The following is a 22,556-nucleotide window of genomic DNA, read 5'->3' on the forward strand; positions in this document are numbered from 1 at the left end:
CCGGTGATGTGTTGTCCACCAAGGAGTCTAGAGGCCCCCGGCACATGACGGGGCGTCGCGGACCCGTGCGGGGCTCGGTGGGGCGCATGTACTGCTTGGTCGGGCCACCAGGCGTGGGGAAACGGCAAGCAGGCCGCGCATGGGGCGCCGTCAGGGGGTGGTGACCGGGCCGACGTCGCCGACGAGGACGGTCAGATTCCGGCGAGCCGGTTCCTGTCGGTGGGTCCGAGTTTCAACGCCGGTGTGTTGATGCGTGGACCCGCATCGTTCTTCATCAACGCGCCATGGGTCCGCAGCACCTCCGAGTTGGTGCGGGCGTGTTCGGCCTCATCGACCGCGGCCGAGTAGAACTGCCCGATCGACTGGAGCACGGCGTCCTGGCGTGAACCGGCCAACCCGACGGTGAGGATGATCTTCCCCGCCTCCCGCCACAGGCGTCCGTTCAGGCCCTTGATGGTCTCGTTGCACACGCCGGCCATCGCCTCCTGCCGCGCGCCGAGTTCGGTGATGAAGTTCTCGGCGGCCTTCGCGTGGGCCTTGGCCTTCGCCACCACGTCGTTGATGTACGCCTGCAACGAGTACTCGCCGCCGCCGCGCCCGACCGCGTACCTGGCCAGTCCGGTGGCGGTCTCCCCGGTCCAGTGTTCCATCGTGTTGTTGAACGTGGGGGCGCCGAAGATGTCCTCGTACGGGTTCTTCCCGTCGGTGCCCAGTTCGTCGATGATCTTCCAACGCCTGCGGAGGGCGTCGGTGTCGATGGCCGCGAACCAACCGATGATGGTGCTCGGCAGGTAGGTCGCGGCATCCTTGCCCGAGGGCACGATGTACTGCCGTACCAGGTCGTCCGCGGTTTCGATGTCGTCGGCGTGGTTCTTCTGGAAGGCGATCAGGTCGTCACGTCCCTTGCCCATGCCTCTTCCCCTCTCGTCTCATTCGGGCTTCAGGTTGGAAAGCCAGTCCAGACGTACCTTCTTGCCGTGGTCGGTGAGTTTGACGCCCAGTTCGGAGTCGGCGGACTCGGTCTCGTTGAGGAACCGCACCATGATGGCGTTGAGCCGGATCAGTTGATCGGACACCGTTATGGCGTCGGCGGCACGTCCGTGGACGGCGTTGTTCCAGTCAGCGGTCATACCGGCGGCCCAGGGTGCCGGCGGTCCGGAGGCGATACGTACCGCGCCGGCCGGCGTCGAGGGCGTGCCACCGAATTCGCCCGGGTCCGCCACGGCGTGTTCCCCTTCGAATATCGGCCGGACGTTGAGCCTGGCGCCTTCGGTGTAGGCCGTCGCCGCGTTGCCCAGCATCGGAAGGATGTCCTGGAGTTGCAGCACGTGATCGTCGAAATGGGATCGCAATCCGTTGATCCACTGGCCGCGTGCACTGAACGGCTGGTTCACTTCTCCTCCTCCGTGCGGTCGGGGCGGAAGTCCCGGTCGATGTCCCTCTCACGCTGGTCGAAGGCGTGACGGCGACCGTCGTTGTAGAGGCGGGTCAGCAGTGAGGCCAGTTCGGTGGCCGAGTAGTGGTCGACCGCCGGTGGCTTGATGTCGAAACCCCGCAGCCTCAACGCGCCGTCGAATCGCACCCGCGCCATCCGGTCGTCCGAGATCAGCGAGTACTCGGCGGCGACCGCGTTCTCCCTGGCGGAACGGAGCCGGTCGTGAGCCTGGTCGGTCGCCGACCGCAACGCCGAGACCCATTCGGTGACATCGGGTGTGGTCATGTCTCCCTACCTCCTCACCATGGCGATCGACTCTTCGACCACCTCTTCGGTACGCCGGATCAGCGCGGTGACGGCTTTGGCGATCGTCGCAGGAGAACGTTCCCGCAGCAGACCGGGCTTGAACGTCAACGACTCCAGTTCGCCCGTCGCGTTCATGCGGCAACTCACGGAACCGTCCGGCAGGCTCACGTCGACGTGGGCCTTCGCGAGTTCGGCGACCAGCGCCGGATGACGATCGTGGGTGGGGTCGACGAAGGGCTCGTGCCCCCGTCTCAACCTGTTCACGAGTGTGGTGATCTTCGGATCCGCCACGGCTACTCCTTTCCCCTCGCAGGAGCCAACACGGTATGCCACCGCCGACTAGGTGCGAGCTAGGTCGCGGCCCCCGAACGTGGCCTCGACCCGGCGGCCGGGGCGGCGGGGTGGGCACACTTGCGGCATGCGTGTACTCCTGCTCGGCCCGTTCCGGCTGCATGACGACGAGGACCGGCCGGTCGAGATCACCGGAACCCGGTTGCGGGCGCTGCTGGCGCGGCTGGCCATGTCCCCCGGGCGGGAGGTGCCGGTGGACAGCCTCACCGACGCCATCTGGGGTGACGAGCCACCGAGCCCCAACGCGTTGCAGGCGTTGGTGTCTCGGGTCCGGCGAGTGATCGGCGGAAGGCGGCTGGTGCACGGGCCGGCCGGTTACCGGCTCGACGTCGGTGCCGACGACGTGGACGTGGCCAGGTTCGAACGGCTTTGCGAGACCGGACGGCGGCACGGTGACCTGGCGGCGCTGCGGGAGGCCGCCGCGTTGTGGCGGGGGCCGGCGCTGACCGACCTGCTGGAGTACCGGTTCGCCGAGGCCGCCGGGATACGGCTGGAGGGCCTGCGGCGGGAGGCGGCCCGTGACCGGATCGCCCGGGAGATCGCCTCGGGTGTGGACGTCCTCACGGAGCTGGAACCGTTGGCGGCGGCGCATCCACTCGACGAGCGTTGGCAGGCACTGCTGATCCGGGCGTGGTACGCGGCGGGCCGCCAAGCCGACGCCTTGTCGATGTACGAGCAGGTGAGGGAACGCCTGGCCGACGAACTCGGTGTCGATCCGTCGCCGGAACTGGCGGAACTCCATCTACAGATCCTGCGGCGGGAACAGGCGACGGCGACGCCCGTGCGTGGTCGCAGGACCAACCTGAAAGCCCACCTCACCAGTTTCATCGGCCGGGAGGACGACCTGGCCGCCGTCGCCGCCGCGTTGTCGGCGGGCCGGTTGGTCACGGTGACCGGGCCGGGCGGTGCCGGAAAGACCCGGCTCGTCACGGAGTTGGCGGCGCGCGCCGATTCCACTGCCCCCGACGGGACCTGGCTGGTCGAGCTGGTGGGGGTCGCCGAGCCGGGGGATGTCGCGCCGGCGATCCTGCGGGCGATCGGGGCTCGGGAGGCCGGTCTGCTGGAGCCGTCGGCCCTCGACGCGGCCGGTCGACTGGTGGAGTACTTCGCCGACCAGCGGGCGCTGTTGATCCTCGACAACTGTGAGCACCAGGTGGCGGCGGTCGCGGAATCGGCGGTCCGGTTGCTGCGCGAATGTCCCGGACTGCGGATACTGGCCACCAGCCGGGCGGCGTTGACCGTGGACGGTGAACGGCTGTATCCGTTGCCGGCGTTGCCAGGGGACGGTGCCGACGCCGCCGCGGTCCGGTTGTTCCGTGAGCGCGCCGCGGCGGTGCGGCCCGGTTTCACCCTTGATGAGGCGAGCACACCGGTCGTGGTGGAGATCTGCCGGCGGTTGGACGGCATCCCGTTGGCCATCGAGCTCGCGGCCTCGCGGATGCGGGCTCTGGACGCGGCGCAGATCGCCGCCAGGCTCGATGACCGGTTCGCGCTGTTGGCCGGTGGTAACCGGGCCGCGCCGGAACGACACCGCACGTTGCGTGCCGTCATCGAGTGGAGCTGGGAACTGCTGTCACCGGCCGAACGCGACCTCGCGACGACCTTGTCGGTCTTCCCGGGCGGTGTGACGCTCGACCGGGTCGGTGACTTCGACGTGCTGGCCGGACTCATCGACAAGTCCTTCATGGAGCGTGACGGTGACCGGTACCGGATGTCGGAGACGATCCGTTCCTACGCGCGTGAACAGCTCGCCGCCGCCGGGAACGCCGAGACCGTCGCCCTCGACCGGATGGTGCGCTACTGCCTGGAACTCGTCGAGACCTCCGACACCGAGCTGCGCGGCGCCGGCCAACTCGGCGCACTGTCTCGATTGGACGCCGAACACGACAACCTGTTGGCGGCGTTGCGCGTCGCACACGACGGGACAGACCCGGAACTCGGTGTCCGGTTGGCGGTCGCGCTGTTCTGGTACTGGCATCTGCGTGGCCTACACACCGAACGGTTGCACTGGACCGGCGCGACGGTGATGCGTTCGCCCGGCCTGCCGCCACGATGGCGACCCGCCGTGCTGGCCCTGACCGGCATGGCACGGTGCGAGACCGGCGACTTCAGCGGCGGCGCACGGCTCGTCACCGAGGCATTCGCCGCCGCCCGGACCGTCGACGACCCACCCGGCCGGATTCCGCTCGCCGTCGCGCCGGCCTTCCTCACCGATCCCGGGATCGTCGACACCGACGGCCGGCCTGGTTGGGAACGCGGTATGGCGCTGCTGTTGTCGGTCGACACCGGAGTCACCGGAAGCGACGCCATGGACCGTGTCATGCGTGCCCGCGACGAGTTCGACAGGCTCGGCGACCGATGGGGAATGGCGAACACGCTGCGCATCTGGGCCGAGCACCGGTCCCGGCACGGTGACCGGGAAGCCGCCCGGGACGCGTTGTCGCGGGCGGCACGTCACCTCGACGAGTTGGGAACCGCCGCCGACGCCGCCGAGACCTACGCCGAACTGGCGGTCGAGGAGGCGCGCGCCGGCGCGCGCGATCCGGCTGCGCGGGCATTGGCGCTGGCCGCCGAACGCGCCGACACCGACCGGGAACGACGCACGCTCGCCTATGTCGGGTGGGCCGATGCCCAGGTCCGGTGGTACGCGGGCGAGCACGAGGAGGCACTGCGCCGACTCGACACCGTCGAGCCCGGTTTCGACGGCACCGCTCTGGAACCCCGGATCCGGGTGTGGTGTGCCGCGTGGCGCTCGTTCGCCGCGGTGCTGCGGGGCGATACCGCGCGGGCACGGCGGCAGTGGCACCGGCTCCCGACCCGTCACATCGAGGCCGCGGCCGGCCCGGACCTGGCCGTCGCGGCCCGGCTGCACGCCGCGATCGCGGTCGCCGACGGGGAACCGGAAACGGCGGCGTACCTGCTGGGGGTCGCCGCCGCTCTGCTCGGTACCGACGACCGGCGGGGCTATGACGCGGCACTGCGGACACCGGAGCGGACCCGGGCGGCCATGCGTCCGGAGGCGTTCCAGGCGGCATACGATCGCGGCGCCGCGAGGGAACGCGGCACCGCGATCGCGTTGCTGACCGTCACTTCCGGCGGAAGAACAGCCGAGACGGTTTGAGTGCCAACAGGACGACCGCGCCGACACAGCCGCCCACGATCACGACCGACCATGCCGCCTCCAGGATGGACAGCCACTCGGGATAGGCGGAGTAGGCGGCCGCCAGCAACGCGGTGGCGTCCAGGCCCGACAGCGCGGGGTCGCTCGAAGCGTCGAAGAACGCCTGAAGGGTGTCGGCCGCGGCCGCGTTGCTCGCCATGATCATCACATTGCCGATCAGGACCAGCGGCAACACGACCCACGAAAGGATTCTGCCCCTACCGGCCAGGTTCAGGGCGGCGGGCAACGCGACGAGCACGGCCACGATGAACGGTGCCCAGATCGCGACGCCGGTCTCGTCGAACCGCAACCCGGCGTCGGTGAGGATGCCCGGATCCCGGCCCTGCCGGGCCGCCTCGGCTTCGGCAGCGGCCTGGACGTCGGCGCCGAACATCAGGCGGACGACCGGGATGCTCGCGAACCCGACCGCGACCGCGAACTGCAGGATCGCGGCGACGGTGACGACGCGGGGACGGCCGGTGGTGGTGTGTCGTGTGGTGGTGGGGTGGGTGTTGTCGAGTGCTGCCGGGAATCGGCTGGTGCTCATGTCCATGCCCGTCACGTTCACACCCGGCGCTGACAGCGCACTGACACCGTCTCGCGCCAAGGGCCTTCCGGTCGTGGCGCGAAGGTGGTGGTACCCGGGGCCGGGTCACGGGGTGGTGTTCAGGCCGACGTCGTCGACCAGGACCGTGCCGCCGACCGAGTCGTCGAACGACAGCGTCACCGTGACGACGCGGGAGGGATCGAACTCCGGGTTCGCGTCGGTGAAGGCGGTCAGCGGGATCCGGTGCGTCTGCAGCACCGGCGCGGTCAACGGATCGGTGTGCATCCACGCCGCCTTGAGGTACTGCCCGTTCACCAGGTGCGGCAACGGCATTTCCGGTGGGACGGTGGCACGGTCACCGGAGTCGTCGGTGAGCTCGACGGTGATCGCGTCGGCGAGGGCGTCGTCGCCGGTCATCGCCACGGCGTCGAACACGACGTGGGTGGCTTCGGGTTCGGGAGCCGTCTCCACCGCCAACGCCGCCGCGGTGCCCGATTCCCAGGTCAGCGACCGCACTTCGTCCTCGCCCGGCCCGTTGCGCAGCTGCAGCGGGATCGTCTCGGCGGCGGTGAATCCCTGCGGGATGACGGCCGACTCCTCGGCGGAGGTCATCCCGGAGTCGCGGAACTGGCTGACGTATCCGGTGTCGGGAAGCCAGTCGGCGGCCGCCCGGGGGTCGCGCAGCACGTCGAGCAGCCGGGTGTCGTCGGTGAGGGTGCCGCGCAGGAACGACACCGCGTAGACCTGGGCGACGCGGCGCTGTTCCTCGGCGGCCAACAGGGCGCCGGTGTCTATGAAGTGCTTGGGGAGTCCGTTGCCGACGTCCCGGTTCCCCCACCGGGTGTTGAACTGGCCGTGGTTGGCCCGTTCCACGAACAGGGCGGACTTGACGGCGGGTTCCCTTCCGGTGAAAGAGATCCGCTCGTACTGGTCGAGTCCTTCGAAGCCGGTGACGTCGGCGTCGTGCGAACCCTGCACGGTGAGGTAGTTGACGTCGGTGAGGGTGATCGGCGCGTCGTCGGGCCGGTACTGGCCGTCGGAGGGCGCGAACGCCAGCAGGGAACGAATCCCGAAGTCGTAGTCCAATGTGACCGAATGGTCCTCGGGAAGCCGGTCGAGCGTCTGGAGATGCGCGGCGACGGCGATGGCCTCACCACCCCGGGAGTGCCCGACGAGACCCACGTCGTCCAGGTTCACCTTCCCCGCGAAGCCGGAATCCGGGTCCTCGTTCCATTCCCGCCACGCCCGCAGGTGTTCCAGTAGCAACCAGCCGCGCGCGATGTTGGCGCCGGTCAGGCCGCCGGAACGGTCGAGCGGTCCCGTGTTGAGGAAGTTCTGGTCCACGGACGCGACGATGAATCCGTGGCTTGCCAGCAGTTCCGCCAGGTAACGGTAGCCGGCCTCGGATTCGGTGGCGCTGCTCTTGTTGCCGTGCGCGATGAGTACCAGCGGGAACGGTCCGTCCCCCTTCGGGTACCAGACCATTCCGTTGACCGGCAGCGCGTCCGCGTCGAACCCCCAGAGTTCCCGGCGGTCCGCGTTCCATCCCTTGAGAATGCGTGAACCGTCCACAGGGGTGGAACGGAGGTCGGCGGACTCCCCGTACTCCTCCCGCCGGTCGCTACCGCTGCCGTAGGTGAGGAACCCGGTCCGGAATCCACCCGGCGCCGCGGGGTCGTCCTTCACGGCCGACGGCACCGGCGCGACGTCGGGTCCCGTCGGTGGCCCCTGGGTGGCGGTCGTCAGCCACACCGCCGGTACCAGCAGGATCACCACCGCCACGGCCGGCATCACTACCCGGGCGTCCCGCAGGCTCACGGGCCGGCGGCCGGAGTGGGGGAGCAGACCTCCCACGGCCGCGCCCAGAAGCGAACCGCCGACGAACAACACGGCCGCGGCGGCCAGCCACGCGGTGAGACTCGCGCCGGTACCGAGGGTCACCAGCAGCACCACACAGGTGACCGACGTCCACACGTACCACCACGGGAGCGCCGCGAACCGGCCCACCGTGACGAACAACAGGCCGGTCAGGACCGCCGCCGCGCCCGCCGCGATCGCCAGATTCAGGAGCGCCTGAGTCGCCAGGACGCCACCCGTGCCGGGCACGAGCTGATCGAGGTAGTTCCAGGTGACGATGGCGGCGGTGCCCACCGCGACCGCGATCGCCGCGCCCCACCACGCCGGGCGGGGTCGTTCCGAGATCCTGCCCCATCGGCGCAGCCCGCGCCGTCGCTTCGTCTCATGGCCCTTCGGATCTGCCGGTGTCGTCAAGGCGTGCCCTTCCGGTGACGGCATTCGATGGTAACAAGACGGAATTTGCGTTCGGGAACGTATCGGGCGGGGCGGCCCGTGGACCGCGGTACCGTTGCGGCGCCCGGGATCGGGAGCCGAAGGCGTTCAGGTGTACCGGAGTCCGCGGTGGTGCGTCACTCCCAACTCGCGGTTGCCTTCGGCGCGTCCTTCGTCTTCTCCGCCGCGTACAGCGTCGAAAGCCCCAGGAAGTGGGCCAGCCCGCCCACGACGAGCCCGACCGGGACCGCCAGCAGCCACCAGAACTCGCCACGGAACGCCTGGAGCGCCGCCACCACCGGACCGGCGATCGCGATGACCGGCCCCGCCAGGAAGAGTCCCGTGCCCATCGCCTTCATGACCGTCCCCTCTCGCAGCCCGTACCAGGATGCCACCCGCCGCCACCGGATGGTGACACCGCACACGTCCGGGTTCCAAATGGTGTGCCGAATCCGCACGTCCGTGAGAGGGTGAGCCCGCCGCCAACCGCGGCGAGCCATGACACGAGGAGTTCCATGACCGTCGTACGTCCCGCCCACCCCCACGAGTTCCCGGTGATCACCGGGGAAACCGACCGCGACGCCTCCCGGGCCGCCTATCTGGCCGACCTGCTCGACAAGGGCTGCACCCGCCCGGAGTGGTGCCTGGTCGCGGACACCGGAGAGGGGGTCATCGGGGGAGTCGCGCTGTGGTCGATGCCGGGCGCCGACACTCCCAGCGACATCGTGTTGCTCGAAGCCCCCTGGGACGAGCCGGGACTCACGACCGGACACCTGCTTCTGGAACGGGCCGGACACCTCGCCGCCGAACTGGGCGCGACCACGCAGGGCCACGTTCTCGACTCGCCCGCTCAGGCGCCGCAGGAGCAGACCCATCCCGAGGCGCGCGTCGAACTGCTGCGTGCCAACGGGTTCGCATTGGCACGGGACGGCTACCGGTACCGGTGGACCCCCGAGGCCGGCCTGCCCGAGGGAGAGGACCGGCTCACCTGGCGGTCGCTGGCCGAACTCGGTCGTGAACCCTTCCTCGATCTGCTCACCGATCTGCTGCCGCACACCGGTGACGCGTTGTTGCAGTCCGAAGTGGATGAACTGGGTGCCCGTGGCGCGGCCGAGCAGCTGTGGAACGACATGCTGGGCTTCACGTACCGGGACGAGTGGTACGAGATCGGTTACGCGCCGGACGGTGGCGCGGCGGCGATCAGTCTCCCCGCCCGCAACGCCTCGTACGCGATCATCGGTTTCGTCGGGGTCGCGCCGGCCCACCGTGGCAACGGTTACGCCTCCTCCGTCGTGGCCAGGGGAACCCGGTTGCTGGCCGCCGCCGGGGCCGACGAGATCCGGGGGGACTGCGACGCCGGCAACCCCGGCATGGTCAAGGGCTTCGAACGCGCCGGATACACCCGGTTCGCCACCCGCCGGCAGTACGGCCGCAGCCTCTAGCGCGGAGAGTGAGCCACCGTGACATGGCTCACTCGAACCGAAAACACTTAGCCCTTGCGCTAAGTGTTTTCTGCCGCAATACTTAGCCTTATGGCACAGTATTCGGTGGAGCTCGACGGCGTGTTCGTCGCACTGGCCGACCCGACCCGACGCGACGTCATCCGCCGCCTCGGGCGCGGGCCGCTGAGCGTCGGCGACCTCGCCCGCGAATTCCCGATGACCTTGCCGTCCTTCATGAAGCACGTGCGGGTGTTGGAGGCCAACGGCCTGATCCGCACGGCCAAGTCCGGCCGGGTACGCACCTGCGAACTCGTACGGGAACGCCTCGCCGTCGTCGACGGCTGGCTCGCCCAACAGCGCCGGATCTGGGACGAACGCACCGACCGGCTGGAACGCCTGGTCACCGATACCAAGGAGGAGCAATGAATCCCGACCTCGACCTCACGCTCGACCGGGTGATCCGCGCGCCGCGCGCGAAGGTCTGGAACGCGTGGACCGACCCGGCCCGCTTCGCGCAGTGGTGGCTTCCCGCTCCGACCGTCTGCCGCGTCGACCGGCTCGAAGTTCGGCCCGGCGGCGCCCTGGTCACCGGCATGAGCGACGACGGTTCCGCGTTCGTCCCACACATGGACGCCAGCTTCCTCGTCGTCGACGAGATGGAACGGATCGTGTTCACCAACGCCATCGACAGCGCGTGGCGTCCCGCGAACCCCGAACCGGTGACGATGACCGCGGAGATCACGCTGCGAGACCACGCCGACGGCACCCACTACCAGGTCGTCGTGCGCCACGGCGACCCCGCCGCCCGCGCCCGCCACGCCGACCTGGGCTTCGCCGACGGCTGGGGCGCCACCACCGGGCAGCTCGCCGCGGTCGCGGAGGGGCGGCCGATCGGATGAAGCCGGCGACCGGGCGGGGCGGCCCCCGTCCGGTCGCCGCAGACGACTCGCGACACCGCCTCGTGACACGCGGGGGTCGGAGTCAGGGGCGCGGCGAATCCGGAAGGGTCGCGCGCATCCTCCCGAGCGTCCTCAGCAGCGCCGGACGGTGCTTGGCCGACTTGATCCACGCCGGGAGCCGGCTCGCCAACGTCGAGTTACCGGGGCTCTGCTCACGGACACCGGCGGCGACATAACGTTCGAGGAAGTCGAGATGGGCCTCGTTCACCGCCCACAGCAGCCGCCCCCGGAACTCCGACCGCAGCCACAACGGAAGGCCGGTGCGCGGTTCCTGGCCCCGGTACAGGGATCCCATCGGCACCGCGGTCATGTCGAACCGGCGTGACCAGCCGCAGCGGCACCGCATCAGTCTCACACCACTGGCGTTGCGGGTTCCCCACCAGGTGAGCCACTGACCGCAGTCCCCGCACCGCGTGGAGATCCGGTTCGCCGTACGCATGACGCGGTCCGGTGCGGGGACGCCGTTGTAGCCGCATCCACCGCAATACGCCCGCCCACATCGGACGGTCGCGAGGCCGTCGCAGCGGTGGCACCGCACCAGCGCCGGGCAGATCCGCAGGTACCGCATCGGATCGTCCGCGTCACTGAACCGCCCCAACCCACGGCCCATGCCACAACCCCTCTCACGACGGAGGACCAGGCTAACCGAGAACCCCCGACCACCGCCTCCGCGAAAACCACCGCCCGGGGCGGCTCACCCGCGAGGCGACCTGCCCGGGCAGGCGGGACAACCGTCGGTCATCGCGACGGCCCGTTCCCGGAACGCCCGCTCGGCAGCCTCCGGAGACCCGAACCCGTCGCCGTACTCGGGGACGTCACGCCACAGCTGTAGGGCCAGCATCCCGTCACAACACCGGTAGCCGACACCCTCGTCGCGGTACCGGGCGAAGTGGTCGAGGATGTCGGACAGGGCCGCCGCGAAATCGCGCTCCCCGGCCAGGTATGCCGCCGCGGCCTCGCGGGCGCGGCGCGCGACGAGCTCCCGCAGCGACGGTATCTCCAGGCCGAGTTGTTCGGCGACCGCCGGGATCAGCTCCCGGATCTCGACCCGGTCCGCCGCCGTGAGCCCCGCCAGTTCGGCGAGGGCGGGGGAGTCGAGTCCGTCGGCCAGCGCGAAGGCGGCCTCCATCGGCACGTCGACATGCGGGTCGAGGTCGTGGACGAAGTCCTCAAGGACCCGCTGTAGTCGCCGCATCCGTCGAGGATGCCCGACCGGCCCGAGAGCGTGCGCCGTGCCGGGGCGTCACGGCGAGCCGTCGGCCGCCGTGGGGCCACGACCGGTCTACGCGGCGGGTTCGAGGACGACGATCGCGGTCTCACGGGAACGCATGGCCGTGTAGGCGTCGAAGTCGTCGTCGGTCTCCCGCCACCGGTCCAGGAGACGGTCTCGCTCGGCGCCGACAGCGGGGCGGGCCCGGATCCGTCTCGTCCCGCCCGGGAGCCGCACCGTCGCCTCCGGATGCGCCTGAAGATTGAGCCACCAGGCCGGATCGGCGTCGGCCCAGCCGTTCATGGCCATGCAGACCAGGTTCCGGCCGTCCTCCAGGTAGGCGATGATCACGTTGCGTTCCGCGCCGGTGCGTCGCCCGACGGTGGTCAGCCGCAGCATCCCCCAGCGGCGTCCCTTCGGCCGGCGGAGCCCGAACCGGCCGCCGGTGACCCGGTACATCCCGCGATGGACCGACCAGGCCAGCCGGATGAACCAGCGCGGCGGAACCTTGGCGGTGTGCTCGGCCATCGGCGGGCTCCTCAGGATCGTCCTATGGTGAGCGTAACGGCGGCATCACCACGGGGCAACGGGATCTGGGCGTCTCAAGCCGATCGGCCGGGGCGCGCCACCGGGTCGGATGAGAGGTGACGGATTCCGGTGGCGATGTCCGATGACCGGCTCCGGTCATGGCGCGGTTGCCAGACGGTCACCGCCGCCGGCTCGGCGTTTCGCTGCGGGTTGCGGACTGTTCCCGTGCATCGACGGGGCTGACGGGCGCACCGCCGCCTCGGTGGGCCGGTCTCGTGGGGCTCCGCACATATTCGCGGCGGCGACACCGGGTGTACCGGTGACCGCGCCGGGGGCCGGCCCGTGGAGCCGGCGACGGGCGGACATGCGAAACGGCGCCTTCCGAATGGAAGACGCCGTCATGTTGTCTCAACCAACAACGCCTGGGTCCGCGTGACGGACCCGGAGTGGAGCTGAGGGGATTCGAACCCCTGGCCTCTTCGTTGCGAACGAAGCGCGCTACCAACTGCGCCACAGCCCCTGGTGGTCGGGTGACCGGCGATCACATTAACACACGGGCCCGAACCCGCTCACTCCAGTATTGCCCGCCTCGGGCGAACCCGCCCTCACCGCGCGCCGACGTCCGACCGGTGGCGTGCCCCGCCCCACCGCCGCCCCTCTTTTCCGCCTTGGGTGGCCGCAGGCCCATCGATGTGCCTCGAATAAGACGTTATGTCCGATTTCGGGCGGGCCTCAGACCACCCAAGGCGGGCCTCAGACCACCCAAGGCGGGCCTTAGACCACCCAAGGCGGGCCTCAGACCACCCAAGGCGGGCCTTAGACCACCCAAGGCGGGCCTTAGACCACCCAAGGCGGGCCTTAGACCACCCAAGGCGCAGTGGAGGGGGTGGTAGCGGTCAGATCCAGTTGTTGCCCAGCCACATCCGGGCGTGCCAGTCCTCGTACGTCATCACCTGACCGGTGTACAGCGGCCAGAAGTACGCGAAGCACAACGCGATCAACACCATGAAACCCCCGGCGATCAACGCGCCGGTGAGACGGCGTTCCGGTGACGCGGTCGCGGGACCGATCACCATCCCCATCGCGAACACGACCGCCAGGACCAGGAACGGCTGCGCAGGGATCGCGTAGAAGAAGAACATCGTGCGGTCCGGGTACAGCAGCCACGGCGCGATACCCGCCGCCGCGCCGCCGAGCACCGCCCACGCCCGCCAGTCGCGGCGCGACGCCGCCCACCACAGCAACGCGACCAGCGCCGGAATGAACACCCACCACAGCAGCGGGGTCCCCAGCAGCAGCACCTCCGAGGCGCACCGCTCGGCACCGCAGTCGACGTCGGACGACCAGTAGAAGACCACCGGCCGCGCGTCCAGCATCCACTGCCACGGCCACGACTGGTAGGTGTGCTCGGTGTTGAGTCCCTCGTGGAACTCCAACACGCTGACGTGGTACTCCCACAGGTTGTGCAGCGCCCCCAGCACCGGCGGCTCCGACATGCCCTGTTCGGCACGCCAGTGCCGGTAGGAGCCCGCGTCGGAAGCGAACCAGCCGGTCCAGGTGGCCACGTACGTGAGGATCGACGTGATCCCGAACGCGAACACCCAGCCCGTCTCGTCCAGCAGCGTGTCCCGGGCCGGGCTCGCGGCGCGGACCTCACGCCGCAGCCGGTACTCCCACGCGTACAGCAACACGATGAACAGCAGGATGAACCACAGCGCGCTCCACTTGACGCCCATCGCCATGCCGGCCAGCACCCCGGCCGCGATCCGCCACCACGGGACGGCGAACGCGGGCCGGAACCCGGCTCTCGGGTCCACACCCGCGTCCATGGCGGTCAGCCACCGCCGCCGCCGGGCGTCCCGGTCGAGGACCAGGCAGTAGAACGCCCCGAGCAGGAACACCATGAGGAAGATGTCGAGCAGCGCCGTCCGGGACAGCACCAGGTGGAGGCCGTCCATCGCCATCAGCAGACCGGCGGCCCCGCCGAGCATCGTGGAACCGGTGAGCCGTCTCGCCAGCATCGTCAGCAGCGCCACCGAGACGATGCCCGCCACCGCCGCCGAGATGCGCCAACCGAACTCGTTGTAGCCGAACAGCCATTCGCCGAGCGCGATGCACCACTTGCCCAACGGCGGGTGGGCGACGTAGGAGCCGGTGGCGTCGTCGATGTTCCATTCGACGCCGTGTTGCAGCAGTTGCCGCGCGTCCTGGGCGTAGTAGACCTCGTCGAAGACGAGCCCCTTCGGGTGGGTCAGCCCGGTGAGTCGCAGGACCGCCGCGAACCCGGTGACGACGGCGACCGTGATCCAGCCGCGCAGTCGGTCGCCCGGGGGCCCGCCGCTGAGCCGGCGGCGCAGTTCCTCGGTCACCGGCGGGGTGGCCTTGGAACCGCGCAGGCCGGACGGTTGCGTGTCGAGCGCTGCGGCGTTCATCCTGGGGATTTTAGTGAGTGTCCGGTAGTCGCCGAGGTGGTGTCTCCGGCCGGTCGCGACGGCGGACCGGCCGACCGCCCGGGCGATGGAGGCCACTCGGGTCGATCGGTGGTGTCGGACGGCCCGGTGTCCTGTCTATTCTGGCGATCCGTGGAGCGGCGGGCCGTCCGACGAGACCGGGGCCGGTCGAGAGCGGGGCCGGCCGGTGGCGCGGTGACCGGCCCCCGAGGGGAGCTGTGTTGCGCATCAGGCTGCTTGGTGAGGTGGCGGTCCGCGATGACCGGGGCTGGGTGAGGGCGGGACCGGCGCACCGGTCGGCGGTCCTGGCGAGCCTGGCGATGTCGCCGGGCCGAGTGGTTCCCAGAGGACTCCTGGTGCGGCAGGTGTGGGGCGACCCGCCGCCCGCAGGTGTCCACGACAGCCTCTACGGTCACGTCGCGCGGTTGAGGCGCCTCCTGAAGGACGTCCCCGGAACCGGGATCGTGCGCGGCGGCAGGGACGGCTACCTCCTCACCGCACCGGCCGACACCGTGGACCTGTTCCGGTGGCGGGCCGTGACAGAGGACGCCCGGCGGCGACGCGACGGCGGGGACCACGCCGCCGCCCTGGAACTGTGGCGGCAGGCGGTCGACGGCTGGGGTGAGTCCGTCCCGTTGGCCGGTATCGACACGGAGTGGGCGCGCGGCGTCCGCACCGCGCTGCGCCGGGAACACCGGGACATGCTGTTCGGCCTGTTCGAGGCGGCGTTGGAGACGGGCGCCCACGAGTCGGTGCGGGATCGGCTCACCGCAGCCTGCCGGGCGCACCCGCACGACGAACCCTTCCACGGGCAGCTCATGCGGGCCCACCACGCGGCCGGCCGCCGCGCCGAGGCACTCGCCGTATTCGACGCGCTCACCGTTCGTCTACGTGACGACCTCGGCCTGGAACCGGGCGCCGCCGTGCGCGAGCAACACGACCGGATCCGGCGTGGCGCCCCGGCGCGGGCCGCCGAACCCGAACGCGCCCGGCCGCGTCAACTTCCCGCCCCGCCCGCCGGGATCGTCGGCCGTGGCCCGGCCCGCGACCGGTTGGACGCCCTGCTGGCCGAGTCCGCGCAGCCGGTGCCGATCCTGTTGATCACCGGGATGGCGGGCGTCGGAAAGACGAGTGTCGCCCTGCAGTGGGCGCATCACGTCGCGGACCGGTTCCCCGATGGACAGTTGTACTGCGAGATGCGCGGTTTCGACGACCGGCCGCCGAGGACCGGGCACGATGTGCTGGCGTCGCTGCTGTCGTCGCTGGGCGTGTCCGGCCGGGACGTTCCCGCCGACACGGCCGCCCGCGCCGGGCTCTGGCGGTCGCTGACGGCGGACCGGCGAATACTGTTGACATTGGACAGCGTCGCGGATCCCGAGCCGGTGCGGGAACTGCTGCCCGCCGGGCCGGGCAGTTGCGTCCTGGTGACCAGCCGCCACCGCATGCCCGGATTGACGGCGTGGCAGGGCGCCGGCGCGCTCTCGTTGGAGGTGCTGGACGACGAGTCGGCCCGTCGGCTGCTGGCCGACGTCGTCGGACCGCGACGCTGCGAGGCCGAACCCGAGGCGGTGGACCAGCTGGTCACGTTGTGCGGCGGCCTGCCTCTGGCGTTGCGGATCGCGGCGGCGAACCTCGCCGACCGGCCGTCCGACACGATCGCCGAGTACGTCGCCGACCTGACCGGACCGGAACGGCTGCGGTCACTCGCCGTGCCCGGCGACCCCGGCGCCGCCGTCCGGTACGCCTTCGACCGTTCCTACCGGGCACTCCCCGAACCGGTGAAGTCGGTGTTCCACTGCCTCGGCGTGTCACCCGGCCCCACGGTCCCGGCCACCGCGGCGGCGGCCATGACGGGCCTGTCACCGGTGGAGGTGGAGTCCGCGTTGCGGACGTTGACGGCGGCCCACCTGGTGGAGCCGGCGGGAACCGGCCGGGTGAGACTCCACGACCTGCTGGGCCAGTACGCGCGAGAACTGTGCACGGCGACGGAACTGGCCGCGACCTCGGCGCGACTCCACGACTGGTACGCACACGCCGCGCGCGCCGCCTCGGAGGCCGTGAGCACCGACACCATCGAGATCCAGGCGAGCCCCGGCGACACGGCGCCGTTCCTGCCGGTCTTCGGCGACGACGCCGAGGCCGCCGCCTGGTACACCGCCGAGTACCCGAACCTGGCGGCGGTGGTGCGGGAGGCCGCGGCCTCGGGCCTTCCGGCCGCCTGGCTGATCCCCGAGGCACTGCGGATCCACCAGGCCCGCTCCATGAACGTGACCGACTGGCGCGAGTTCGCCGAACTGGGCCTGGCCGCGGCGTCCCGGGCGGGCGTACCCGACGCGGTGGCCGGCATGAGTTACCTACTGTCGTTGCACGCCAAGATCATGGGCGACTCCGGTACCGCCGCCGACCTGCTGGGCAAGGCACTGTCGGCCGCGACCGAGGCGGGCAACCTGCGGCAGGTCGCCACGGTCCACGCGAGCCTGGCCGACATGCACCACCGCAACGGCGACCTGCCGGCGGCGGCCGAGTCGGCGCGGCGGGCGTTGACCGTGGTGACACCACCCTCGGAGCGGCAGGCCATGATCGCCGGCAACGTCCTGGGCGTGGTCCACCTGGAACAGGGGGATCCGCGCCAGGCGGTGGCGGTGTTGGAACGCAACCTGCGGTTGTTGGAGAACTCACCGAACAAACGGGTACCGACCTGGTTCGGGTTGGCGCTGGCCCGGTTGTGGTGCGGCGACCTGTCGGGGGCGTGGACGGCGGCGAGCCGGAGCCTGGCGGCGGCGACGGTGCCCGACGACGCCGGCCAGGCCCGCACCGGTCTCGCCAGGGTCCACGTGGAACGCGGCGAGCAGGCGCAGGCGTGGCGGACGGCGCGGGAGGCCCACGCCGTCATGACCGAACGCAAGGGGACGGTCCGGGAACCGGTGGCGCTGGTGGCGCTGGCGTGGAGCGCCCCGGACCACGCCACCGCGGAACCGATCGCCGAACGCTGCATCCGGGTGGCGACCGAACTGTCGATGCCGTACGAGGTGATCGAGGCGCGGCTCGTGCTGGCCAAGTCGCGGCTCACGGTGGACGCCGCGGCGGCGGCGGATGCCGCCGTCCACGCCGCCGAGGACGCCGACGCGCGCGGGTTCCGGCTGCTGTCGGCGTCGGCGCGGCTGGCGGAGGCGGCGGCCCGGTACCGGCTCGGTGAGGCCGACACGGCGCGGGAACTGGTGTCGGGAGCGGTCGAGGAGTTCCGGCTGCGGGGCGCGCTAACCGAACTGGCGCGGGGGTTGTCGCTGTCGGCGGAACTGTCGCCGGAGCGCCGGGCCGAACTGGCCGGGGAGTCGGACGGCCTGTTGGCGGCGACCGGCGCGGTGTTGCGTCCCGGCCCGGCCCCGGCGGCCCGGTGACCCGGCGTCGTTGCGGGGTCACCGGGGCGCCGGGTTTGCGACACCGGAGGATGCCAGATCGGCGGCGCGTTCAGTCCGACGGCGGGACGAAGTCGTCCTGGATGGCGGTGTGGTCGCCGTCGGTGACCCGGGGCGGTCCCCCGTCCGGGTCGGGTTCGTGGGGCAGCAGGAACGGGACGGTGCCGCTGGAACGGTCGTGCATGAGCTGGCCCTCGATGACGCCCACGCTCTCGTTCAGCAGCGACGCCAGGTCGCTCACCTTGTCCTTCACGGCCTGGTCGATGTTGTCGAGGGTCTTCTCCAGTGACCTCAGCAGACCCTCCGGGCTGGGGCCCTCGATGTACTGCTTGACGGCGACGCCGGTGGACAGGGCCGTGGCGCCGGCCGACATGATGGGCAGGGCGGCGGCGAGGGTGGCGCCCCCTGTCGGGACCGCCGCGGCGACGGCGACGATGGTGCCGACGACCGCCAGTTCCACCGAATCCTGGGCACCGCCGCAGCCCACGGCGGCGTCGACGGCCGCGGTGGTGGTCGTGACCGCCTGGATGTAGTCGCGGCGCCGGTCCTTCAACAGTTCTATGTAGGTGAGCGTCGCCGAGTTGAGTTCCTGGATCGCCGCTATCTGGTTGTCACGGCAGTTGTCGAACGGCTCCACATAGTACTTGCTGAAGTTGCCGGCGGTCTCCCCGTGCCACTGGCCGTCCTCGGTGCCGATGAAGCTCGCGAGACCGCTGACGGCGCCGACCTCACCGGCGCCCAGCCCTTCTTCGAGGCACGCCTTGTCGAGGAAGTCCGACATGGACTTCGCGGTGTCGTAGTGGGGCGTGGTGGCCTCCAGGATGCGTTCCCGGATTTGCGCGTAGTCGTCGGTGCTGATCTCGCGGCGGGGTACGCCCTCCTTGTTGGCGGTGGCCTGTTCCAGGGCTGCCTGGTACACCGCGTTCACCAGGTCTTCGGCGGCCTGGGTGATCGCGCCGTCGGAAATGTCGGTCACTGTGTCCTCCGCCTCAATCCGTCCACGGTGGTGGGTCGTCGCTGGTCGCCGGTTCGGTCACCTCGACGGGTGGCCGGTTGCCCACCACCGGGTCGTTCGCCAGGTCCTCCTTCACCGAGTCGAGGAGTTCCCCGTTGCCGGTGTCGGTCTCGGCGATGTGTTCGGCGAGTTCGGTCAGGGCGGTCCCCGCCGCGATCAGGTTCTGGTTGGTCTGCCACACCACCTCGTCCTGGATCAGGTTCCGGTAGGCGATCCAGGCGTTCTTGAGGTCGCCGAGGCCGTCCATCCCGCTGAACGCGGTGTCCTGGTACGCGGAGGTGGTGTGCAGCCAGTTCCCGGCGAGCCCGAAGCAGTGCGCCGCCTGCGGCAGCGTCACTCCGCCCATCTGCCACAGCCGTATCTCGTCTACCTGGAACCGTTCGTCGGTCATCGGCTTCGCTCCTGTCGGTGGGTGTCTCAGGCGGCCTGTTTGAGTTCCGCGACCTGCGTGTCGAAGTCGCGTTTCACGACGGCGACCACGTCGAGCAGTTCGGCGAGGAACCCGGACTCGTCGAGGACGGCGAGGGCGCCGGGACGTATCCGCACCCGCCACAGCCGCATCGCCACACTGTGGACCTTGATCAGGTCGTTGTGGGAACGCGCCGCGACCTCGATCCGGTCACGGGCGTGCAGGAACTCGCTCAAGCCCTGCCCGAGGTGCCGGTCGGCCGGGTCGGGGACCGTCATTCCGGCGTCCTCGATGATCCGCACGTACGCCCGTTGGTATCCCGACCAGGCGGCGGTTCCGAGCCGGGACAGTTGGCCAGCCAGTTCCTCCTCGCCGTACTGGGCGTAAGCGCCCGTGCGGAACCGCACCGACAGTTCCTGCCGCCGCAGCGCCGCCTGTATCCGGCCGTCCGGGGAGTCGCACCGCACGGTCAGTCGTTCCAGGGCTTCCCTGACTGCGCCCATGTCGTCTCCGTGGCCTTCCGGTGGGGGTGGTGTTGCAGTTGCGAACGATAGACGCGCCCCGGTGCGGGGACCTTGCACGTTTCGGGTGGAAGGCGGAACCGGCCGCCGCCCGGTGGGACGACGGCCGGTTCCCGTACGAACGTCAGCCTGCCAGCCCCGTGACGAGAACGGCGAGACCGCCCACGGCCAGCAGGACGTAGACGACCCACAGGAACCGCATCGGGATCCAGAACAGGCTGTCGCGGCGCACCACGACGACCTGTTGACCGGTGCGGGGGTCGACGAGCTGCCGGGCGGGCGACCGCTTCTCGCGCCAACCGTCGAACCAGCGCGTCCACACCGCGCCGACCGCCCCGGTGAGGGCGAGGGCGACACCGATCCCGGGTTCGCCCGTGACGCCCACGGCGTCGAGTGTCCCCGCGAAGACGGCGATCAGGGGCAGTGGAAGCAGAGCGGCGAGGCCCCAACCGGACCAGATGAGCATGTCGATCCTCAATGCATGGAAACGCCATGGACCCGGTCGTCACCGGGTCCATGGACTGTGAAGGGTGCGGAATGCGGACCGGCCGTGGCGGGGGATGGGACCGCCAAGGTGGTCCGCGCGCCGAACCCTACCGGCCGGATTCTGCGGGAACCTTGCACGAATCTGGCCCGGATGACGTCCCGGAAATCGTGCAGCCGGGCGATGTGCCCGAAACCACTCGACGGGTGTGACCGGCGGTTCCGTCCCGCCCTACGGACGGCTTCGACGGTTCCGAGCCGGTAACCAGGCATAATTCCCCCGACGACCCCTCGACCGGCAGGAGGCGCACCGTGCACGTGCGGTTGCTCGGCAACGTGGAGGTCGCCACCGCGGACGGTTGGCGGCGGGCGGGCCCTGCTAAGCAGTCGGCGGTGCTCGCGGTGCTGGCGGTGTCACTGAACCGGCCGGTGAACCAGCGGACGCTCCTGGAGCGGGTGTGGGGAGACGCCCCGCCGCCGTCGGGATACAGCGCCCTCTACAGCAACCTCGCCCGGCTGCGCCGGTTGATCGCGGACGTCCCGGGCGTGTCGATCGAGCGCGGTGGTGACGGCTACCGGTTGACGGCCGAGCCGGAGGCGGTCGACCTGTTCCGGATGCGTTCACTGGCGGAGGCGGCCCGCCGGGCCACCGCCGAGGGACGACACTCCGAGGCCGCCGGACTGTGGCGTGCCGCCAAGGCATGCCGACACGGACGCCCTCTGAACAACGTGGAGGGTGGCTGGGTCGACGAGACGCGCCGGGAACTGCAACGGGAGTGGTCGTCGCTGCTGCACGACCACTTCGCCGCCGAACTCGAATGCGGCCGCCACACCGAGGTGGTCGCGGAACTCACCGAGGCGGTGCTCGCCCATCCACTCGACGAACGCCTGACGGCGGTCCTGATGCGCGCCCTATACCGGGACGGCCGGCAGTCCGAGGCACTGGAACAGTTCCAGCGGATCAGCCGCCTCACCCGCACCGGACCCGAACTGCGCGACCTCTACCGGCGCATCCTGCAACAGGAACCGGGGCTGCGCGGCGCGGCATCGGCCGACCCGGTGCCCCGGCAGCTTCCCCGGCCGCCCGGCGGGACGGGACGCGACGAGGAGCTGCGGCGACTGTCGGGCCTTCACGACGGCGAGAGCCGGCACGGTGGCGTGCCGCTGCTGATCGTCACCGGGGCGGCCGGTACCGGCAAGACCGACCTGGTGCTCAGATGGGCCGCCGACGCCGCCGTCGACTTCCCCGACGGGCAACTGTTTCACCACATGGGACAGACCGGGGTGTCGGACCCGCAGGACGTGCTGACGGGATTCCTGTGTGCCCTCGGGGTGGCGGCGGAGGAGATACCGCGGGACGCCGACGAGCGGATCGCGCTCTACCGGTCGACCACCGCCGACCGCCGCATCCTGGTGGTGTTGGACGACGTCGCCGACCCGGCGATGGTGCGCCCGCTGCTGCCTGGCGGCCCCGGCAGCCTCGTGCTGGTGACGTCCCGGAACGGCCTGTCGGGACTGGTGGCGTTGAACGGGGCTAGGCGGCTGACCCTGGCGGCAGACGGCGACGAGGCCCTGTCCCACGCCGACGGTTGAGCCGGGCCGCGTGGCACTTCGGCGGTGGCCGCGGTCGGTCGGCAGGTCACGGGGGTTTTCCACAACCGGGTGGTTATCCACAGGGCGGTGTCCGGCGACTGGACCGGGGGGCCGAAACCGTTCTACGCTCCACATATGGGGCGGAGGTTGGAGGCCCCCTCGCCGCGCCGAGTGGGATGTTCGGGGCCACCGCGTTGCGACACGCGGCCGGTCGGGGGCCGTTTCCAATGAAGGCTCCACCGGGCACCCGACACCGGACCACCTCGTGAACCGCCGGCCTTCCGGCACTCCACACGGTGAACCGCCACCGGGCACCGGGCCACCTCGTGACCCGCCGACCTTCCGGCACTCCCCGCGGCGGACCACCACCGGCGATCGCCGCCGGCCCGGCCACCGGCCACCGCCGGCACGCCACACCGCTCCGGCCGCCACCGAACGCTCA

General features: G+C 70.8%; 21 protein-coding genes and 1 tRNA gene. 6 read left to right on the forward strand and 16 right to left on the reverse strand.

Annotated elements, in window-relative coordinates:
* Positions 1–191: 191 nt before the first annotated feature.
* The 4 genes from LX16_RS13370 to LX16_RS13385 are packed head-to-tail and all read right to left on the reverse strand — an operon-like array spanning position 192 to position 2,032.
* On the reverse strand, positions 192–911 hold the full coding sequence (locus LX16_RS13370; protein WP_147138707.1) for a hypothetical protein: 720 nt from the start codon (positions 909–911) through the stop codon (positions 192–194).
* 18 nt (positions 912–929) lie between these two features.
* Complete coding sequence (locus LX16_RS13375) at positions 930–1,394, reverse strand: hypothetical protein (RefSeq protein ID WP_147138709.1); 465 nt, start codon at positions 1,392–1,394, stop codon at positions 930–932.
* On the reverse strand, positions 1,391–1,720 hold the full coding sequence (locus LX16_RS13380; RefSeq protein WP_147138711.1) for a hypothetical protein: 330 nt from the start codon (positions 1,718–1,720) through the stop codon (positions 1,391–1,393). Before LX16_RS13380 ends, LX16_RS13375 begins: the two co-directional genes overlap by 4 nt.
* Positions 1,721–1,726: 6 nt before the next feature.
* A complete protein-coding gene (locus LX16_RS13385) occupies positions 1,727–2,032 on the reverse strand; it encodes a YbaB/EbfC family nucleoid-associated protein (RefSeq protein ID WP_158645588.1) in 306 nt (101 codons plus the stop codon).
* Between the two features lie 127 nt (positions 2,033–2,159).
* Between LX16_RS13385 and LX16_RS13390 the strand changes: the two genes are divergently transcribed.
* Positions 2,160–5,213, forward strand: a complete 3,054-nt coding sequence (locus LX16_RS13390) for an ATP-binding protein (protein WP_147138715.1) — start codon at positions 2,160–2,162, stop codon at positions 5,211–5,213.
* On the opposite strand, the gene LX16_RS13395 is transcribed toward LX16_RS13390, so the two are convergent.
* The 3 genes from LX16_RS13395 to LX16_RS13405 all read right to left on the reverse strand — a co-directional run bounded on the left by LX16_RS13395 (position 5,179) and on the right by LX16_RS13405 (position 8,483).
* Positions 5,179–5,805: a hypothetical protein gene (locus LX16_RS13395; protein WP_147138717.1), complete on the reverse strand. Its 627-nt coding sequence runs from the start codon at positions 5,803–5,805 to the stop codon at positions 5,179–5,181. The genes LX16_RS13390 and LX16_RS13395 overlap by 35 nt on opposite strands.
* A 99-nt stretch (positions 5,806–5,904) precedes the next feature.
* Complete coding sequence (locus LX16_RS13400) at positions 5,905–8,094, reverse strand: alpha/beta hydrolase (protein ID WP_147138719.1); 2,190 nt, start codon at positions 8,092–8,094, stop codon at positions 5,905–5,907.
* Between the two features lie 131 nt (positions 8,095–8,225).
* Positions 8,226–8,483 carry a hypothetical protein gene (locus LX16_RS13405; protein ID WP_147138721.1) on the reverse strand — a complete coding sequence of 86 codons (258 nt, stop codon included), beginning with the start codon at positions 8,481–8,483 and terminating at the stop codon, positions 8,226–8,228.
* A 120-nt stretch (positions 8,484–8,603) separates the two neighbouring features.
* Here LX16_RS13405 and LX16_RS13410 point away from each other — a divergent pair, with 120 nt between their 5' ends.
* From LX16_RS13410 to LX16_RS13420, 3 genes are all read left to right on the forward strand, one after another.
* Positions 8,604–9,530 carry a GNAT family N-acetyltransferase gene (locus LX16_RS13410; RefSeq protein WP_147138723.1) on the forward strand — a complete coding sequence of 309 codons (927 nt, stop codon included), beginning with the start codon at positions 8,604–8,606 and terminating at the stop codon, positions 9,528–9,530.
* Between the two features lie 90 nt (positions 9,531–9,620).
* Positions 9,621–9,956 carry an ArsR/SmtB family transcription factor gene (locus tag LX16_RS13415; protein ID WP_147138725.1) on the forward strand — a complete coding sequence of 112 codons (336 nt, stop codon included), beginning with the start codon at positions 9,621–9,623 and terminating at the stop codon, positions 9,954–9,956.
* Entirely contained in the window at positions 9,953–10,429 is a 477-nt protein-coding gene (locus LX16_RS13420) for an SRPBCC domain-containing protein (RefSeq protein WP_147138728.1), read from the forward strand. Before LX16_RS13415 ends, LX16_RS13420 begins: the two co-directional genes overlap by 4 nt.
* 82 nt (positions 10,430–10,511) lie before the next feature.
* Here LX16_RS13420 and LX16_RS13425 read toward each other — a convergent pair whose 3' ends face one another.
* From LX16_RS13425 to LX16_RS13445, 5 genes are all read right to left on the reverse strand, one after another.
* Entirely contained in the window at positions 10,512–11,099 is a 588-nt protein-coding gene (locus tag LX16_RS13425; RefSeq protein WP_147138730.1) for a hypothetical protein, read from the reverse strand.
* An 84-nt stretch (positions 11,100–11,183) separates the two neighbouring features.
* The gene (locus LX16_RS13430; RefSeq protein ID WP_147138732.1) at positions 11,184–11,684 is read right to left on the reverse strand and encodes a hypothetical protein; all 501 of its coding nucleotides are present in this window, start codon (positions 11,682–11,684) and stop codon (positions 11,184–11,186) included.
* Positions 11,685–11,771: 87 nt separating this feature from the next.
* Entirely contained in the window at positions 11,772–12,227 is a 456-nt protein-coding gene (locus LX16_RS13435) for a nitroreductase/quinone reductase family protein (RefSeq protein WP_147138734.1), read from the reverse strand.
* Between the two features lie 447 nt (positions 12,228–12,674).
* Positions 12,675–12,747, reverse strand: a tRNA-Ala gene (locus LX16_RS13440).
* A gap of 376 nt (positions 12,748–13,123) precedes the next feature.
* Positions 13,124–14,659, reverse strand: coding sequence for a dolichyl-phosphate-mannose--protein mannosyltransferase (locus LX16_RS13445; RefSeq protein ID WP_147138737.1), 1,536 nt, complete (start codon positions 14,657–14,659; stop codon positions 13,124–13,126).
* A gap of 239 nt (positions 14,660–14,898) precedes the next feature.
* Between LX16_RS13445 and LX16_RS13450 the strand changes: the two genes are divergently transcribed.
* A complete protein-coding gene (locus LX16_RS13450) occupies positions 14,899–18,075 on the forward strand; it encodes an AfsR/SARP family transcriptional regulator (RefSeq protein WP_147138739.1) in 3,177 nt (1,058 codons plus the stop codon).
* A 70-nt stretch (positions 18,076–18,145) separates the two neighbouring features.
* Here LX16_RS13450 and LX16_RS13455 read toward each other — a convergent pair whose 3' ends face one another.
* The 4 genes from LX16_RS13455 to LX16_RS13470 form a co-directional block, all read right to left on the reverse strand.
* Positions 18,146–19,069, reverse strand: a complete 924-nt coding sequence (locus LX16_RS13455) for a hypothetical protein (RefSeq protein ID WP_147138740.1) — start codon at positions 19,067–19,069, stop codon at positions 18,146–18,148.
* Positions 19,070–19,082: 13 nt separating this feature from the next.
* Positions 19,083–19,499: a hypothetical protein gene (locus LX16_RS13460; RefSeq protein WP_147138742.1), complete on the reverse strand. Its 417-nt coding sequence runs from the start codon at positions 19,497–19,499 to the stop codon at positions 19,083–19,085.
* Between the two features lie 26 nt (positions 19,500–19,525).
* On the reverse strand, positions 19,526–20,020 hold the full coding sequence (locus LX16_RS13465; protein ID WP_147138744.1) for a hypothetical protein: 495 nt from the start codon (positions 20,018–20,020) through the stop codon (positions 19,526–19,528).
* A gap of 142 nt (positions 20,021–20,162) precedes the next feature.
* On the reverse strand, positions 20,163–20,504 hold the full coding sequence (locus LX16_RS13470) for a hypothetical protein (RefSeq protein WP_147138745.1): 342 nt from the start codon (positions 20,502–20,504) through the stop codon (positions 20,163–20,165).
* Between the two features lie 329 nt (positions 20,505–20,833).
* Here LX16_RS13470 and LX16_RS13475 point away from each other — a divergent pair, with 329 nt between their 5' ends.
* Positions 20,834–22,114, forward strand: coding sequence for an AfsR/SARP family transcriptional regulator (locus LX16_RS13475; RefSeq protein WP_147138747.1), 1,281 nt, complete (start codon positions 20,834–20,836; stop codon positions 22,112–22,114).
* The last annotated feature ends 442 nt before the right edge of the window (positions 22,115–22,556 follow it).

This window comes from Stackebrandtia albiflava (genome assembly GCF_007994225.1).
GTDB classification, from domain to species: domain Bacteria; phylum Actinomycetota; class Actinomycetes; order Mycobacteriales; family Micromonosporaceae; genus Stackebrandtia; species Stackebrandtia albiflava.

Bases quoted from the DNA above. Each gene is read 5' to 3' on its own strand.
- LX16_RS13370 (WP_147138707.1), bottom strand. From the start codon at position 911: ATGGGCAAGGGACGTGACGACCTGATCGCCTTCCAGAAGAACCACGCC.
- LX16_RS13380 (WP_147138711.1), bottom strand. From the start codon at position 1,720: ATGACCACACCCGATGTCACCGAATGGGTCTCGGCGTTGCGGTCGGCG.
- LX16_RS13390 (WP_147138715.1), top strand. From the start codon at position 2,160: ATGCGTGTACTCCTGCTCGGCCCGTTCCGGCTGCATGACGACGAGGAC.
- LX16_RS13395 (WP_147138717.1), bottom strand. From the start codon at position 5,805: ATGGACATGAGCACCAGCCGATTCCCGGCAGCACTCGACAACACCCAC.
- LX16_RS13400 (WP_147138719.1), bottom strand. From the start codon at position 8,094: ATGCCGTCACCGGAAGGGCACGCCTTGACGACACCGGCAGATCCGAAG.
- LX16_RS13410 (WP_147138723.1), top strand. From the start codon at position 8,604: ATGACCGTCGTACGTCCCGCCCACCCCCACGAGTTCCCGGTGATCACC.
- LX16_RS13415 (WP_147138725.1), top strand. From the start codon at position 9,621: ATGGCACAGTATTCGGTGGAGCTCGACGGCGTGTTCGTCGCACTGGCC.
- LX16_RS13420 (WP_147138728.1), top strand. From the start codon at position 9,953: ATGAATCCCGACCTCGACCTCACGCTCGACCGGGTGATCCGCGCGCCG.
- LX16_RS13425 (WP_147138730.1), bottom strand. From the start codon at position 11,099: ATGGGCCGTGGGTTGGGGCGGTTCAGTGACGCGGACGATCCGATGCGG.
- LX16_RS13430 (WP_147138732.1), bottom strand. From the start codon at position 11,684: ATGCGGCGACTACAGCGGGTCCTTGAGGACTTCGTCCACGACCTCGAC.
- LX16_RS13435 (WP_147138734.1), bottom strand. From the start codon at position 12,227: ATGGCCGAGCACACCGCCAAGGTTCCGCCGCGCTGGTTCATCCGGCTG.
- LX16_RS13445 (WP_147138737.1), bottom strand. From the start codon at position 14,659: ATGAACGCCGCAGCGCTCGACACGCAACCGTCCGGCCTGCGCGGTTCC.
- LX16_RS13460 (WP_147138742.1), bottom strand. From the start codon at position 19,499: ATGACCGACGAACGGTTCCAGGTAGACGAGATACGGCTGTGGCAGATG.
- LX16_RS13465 (WP_147138744.1), bottom strand. From the start codon at position 20,020: ATGGGCGCAGTCAGGGAAGCCCTGGAACGACTGACCGTGCGGTGCGAC.
- LX16_RS13470 (WP_147138745.1), bottom strand. From the start codon at position 20,504: ATGCTCATCTGGTCCGGTTGGGGCCTCGCCGCTCTGCTTCCACTGCCC.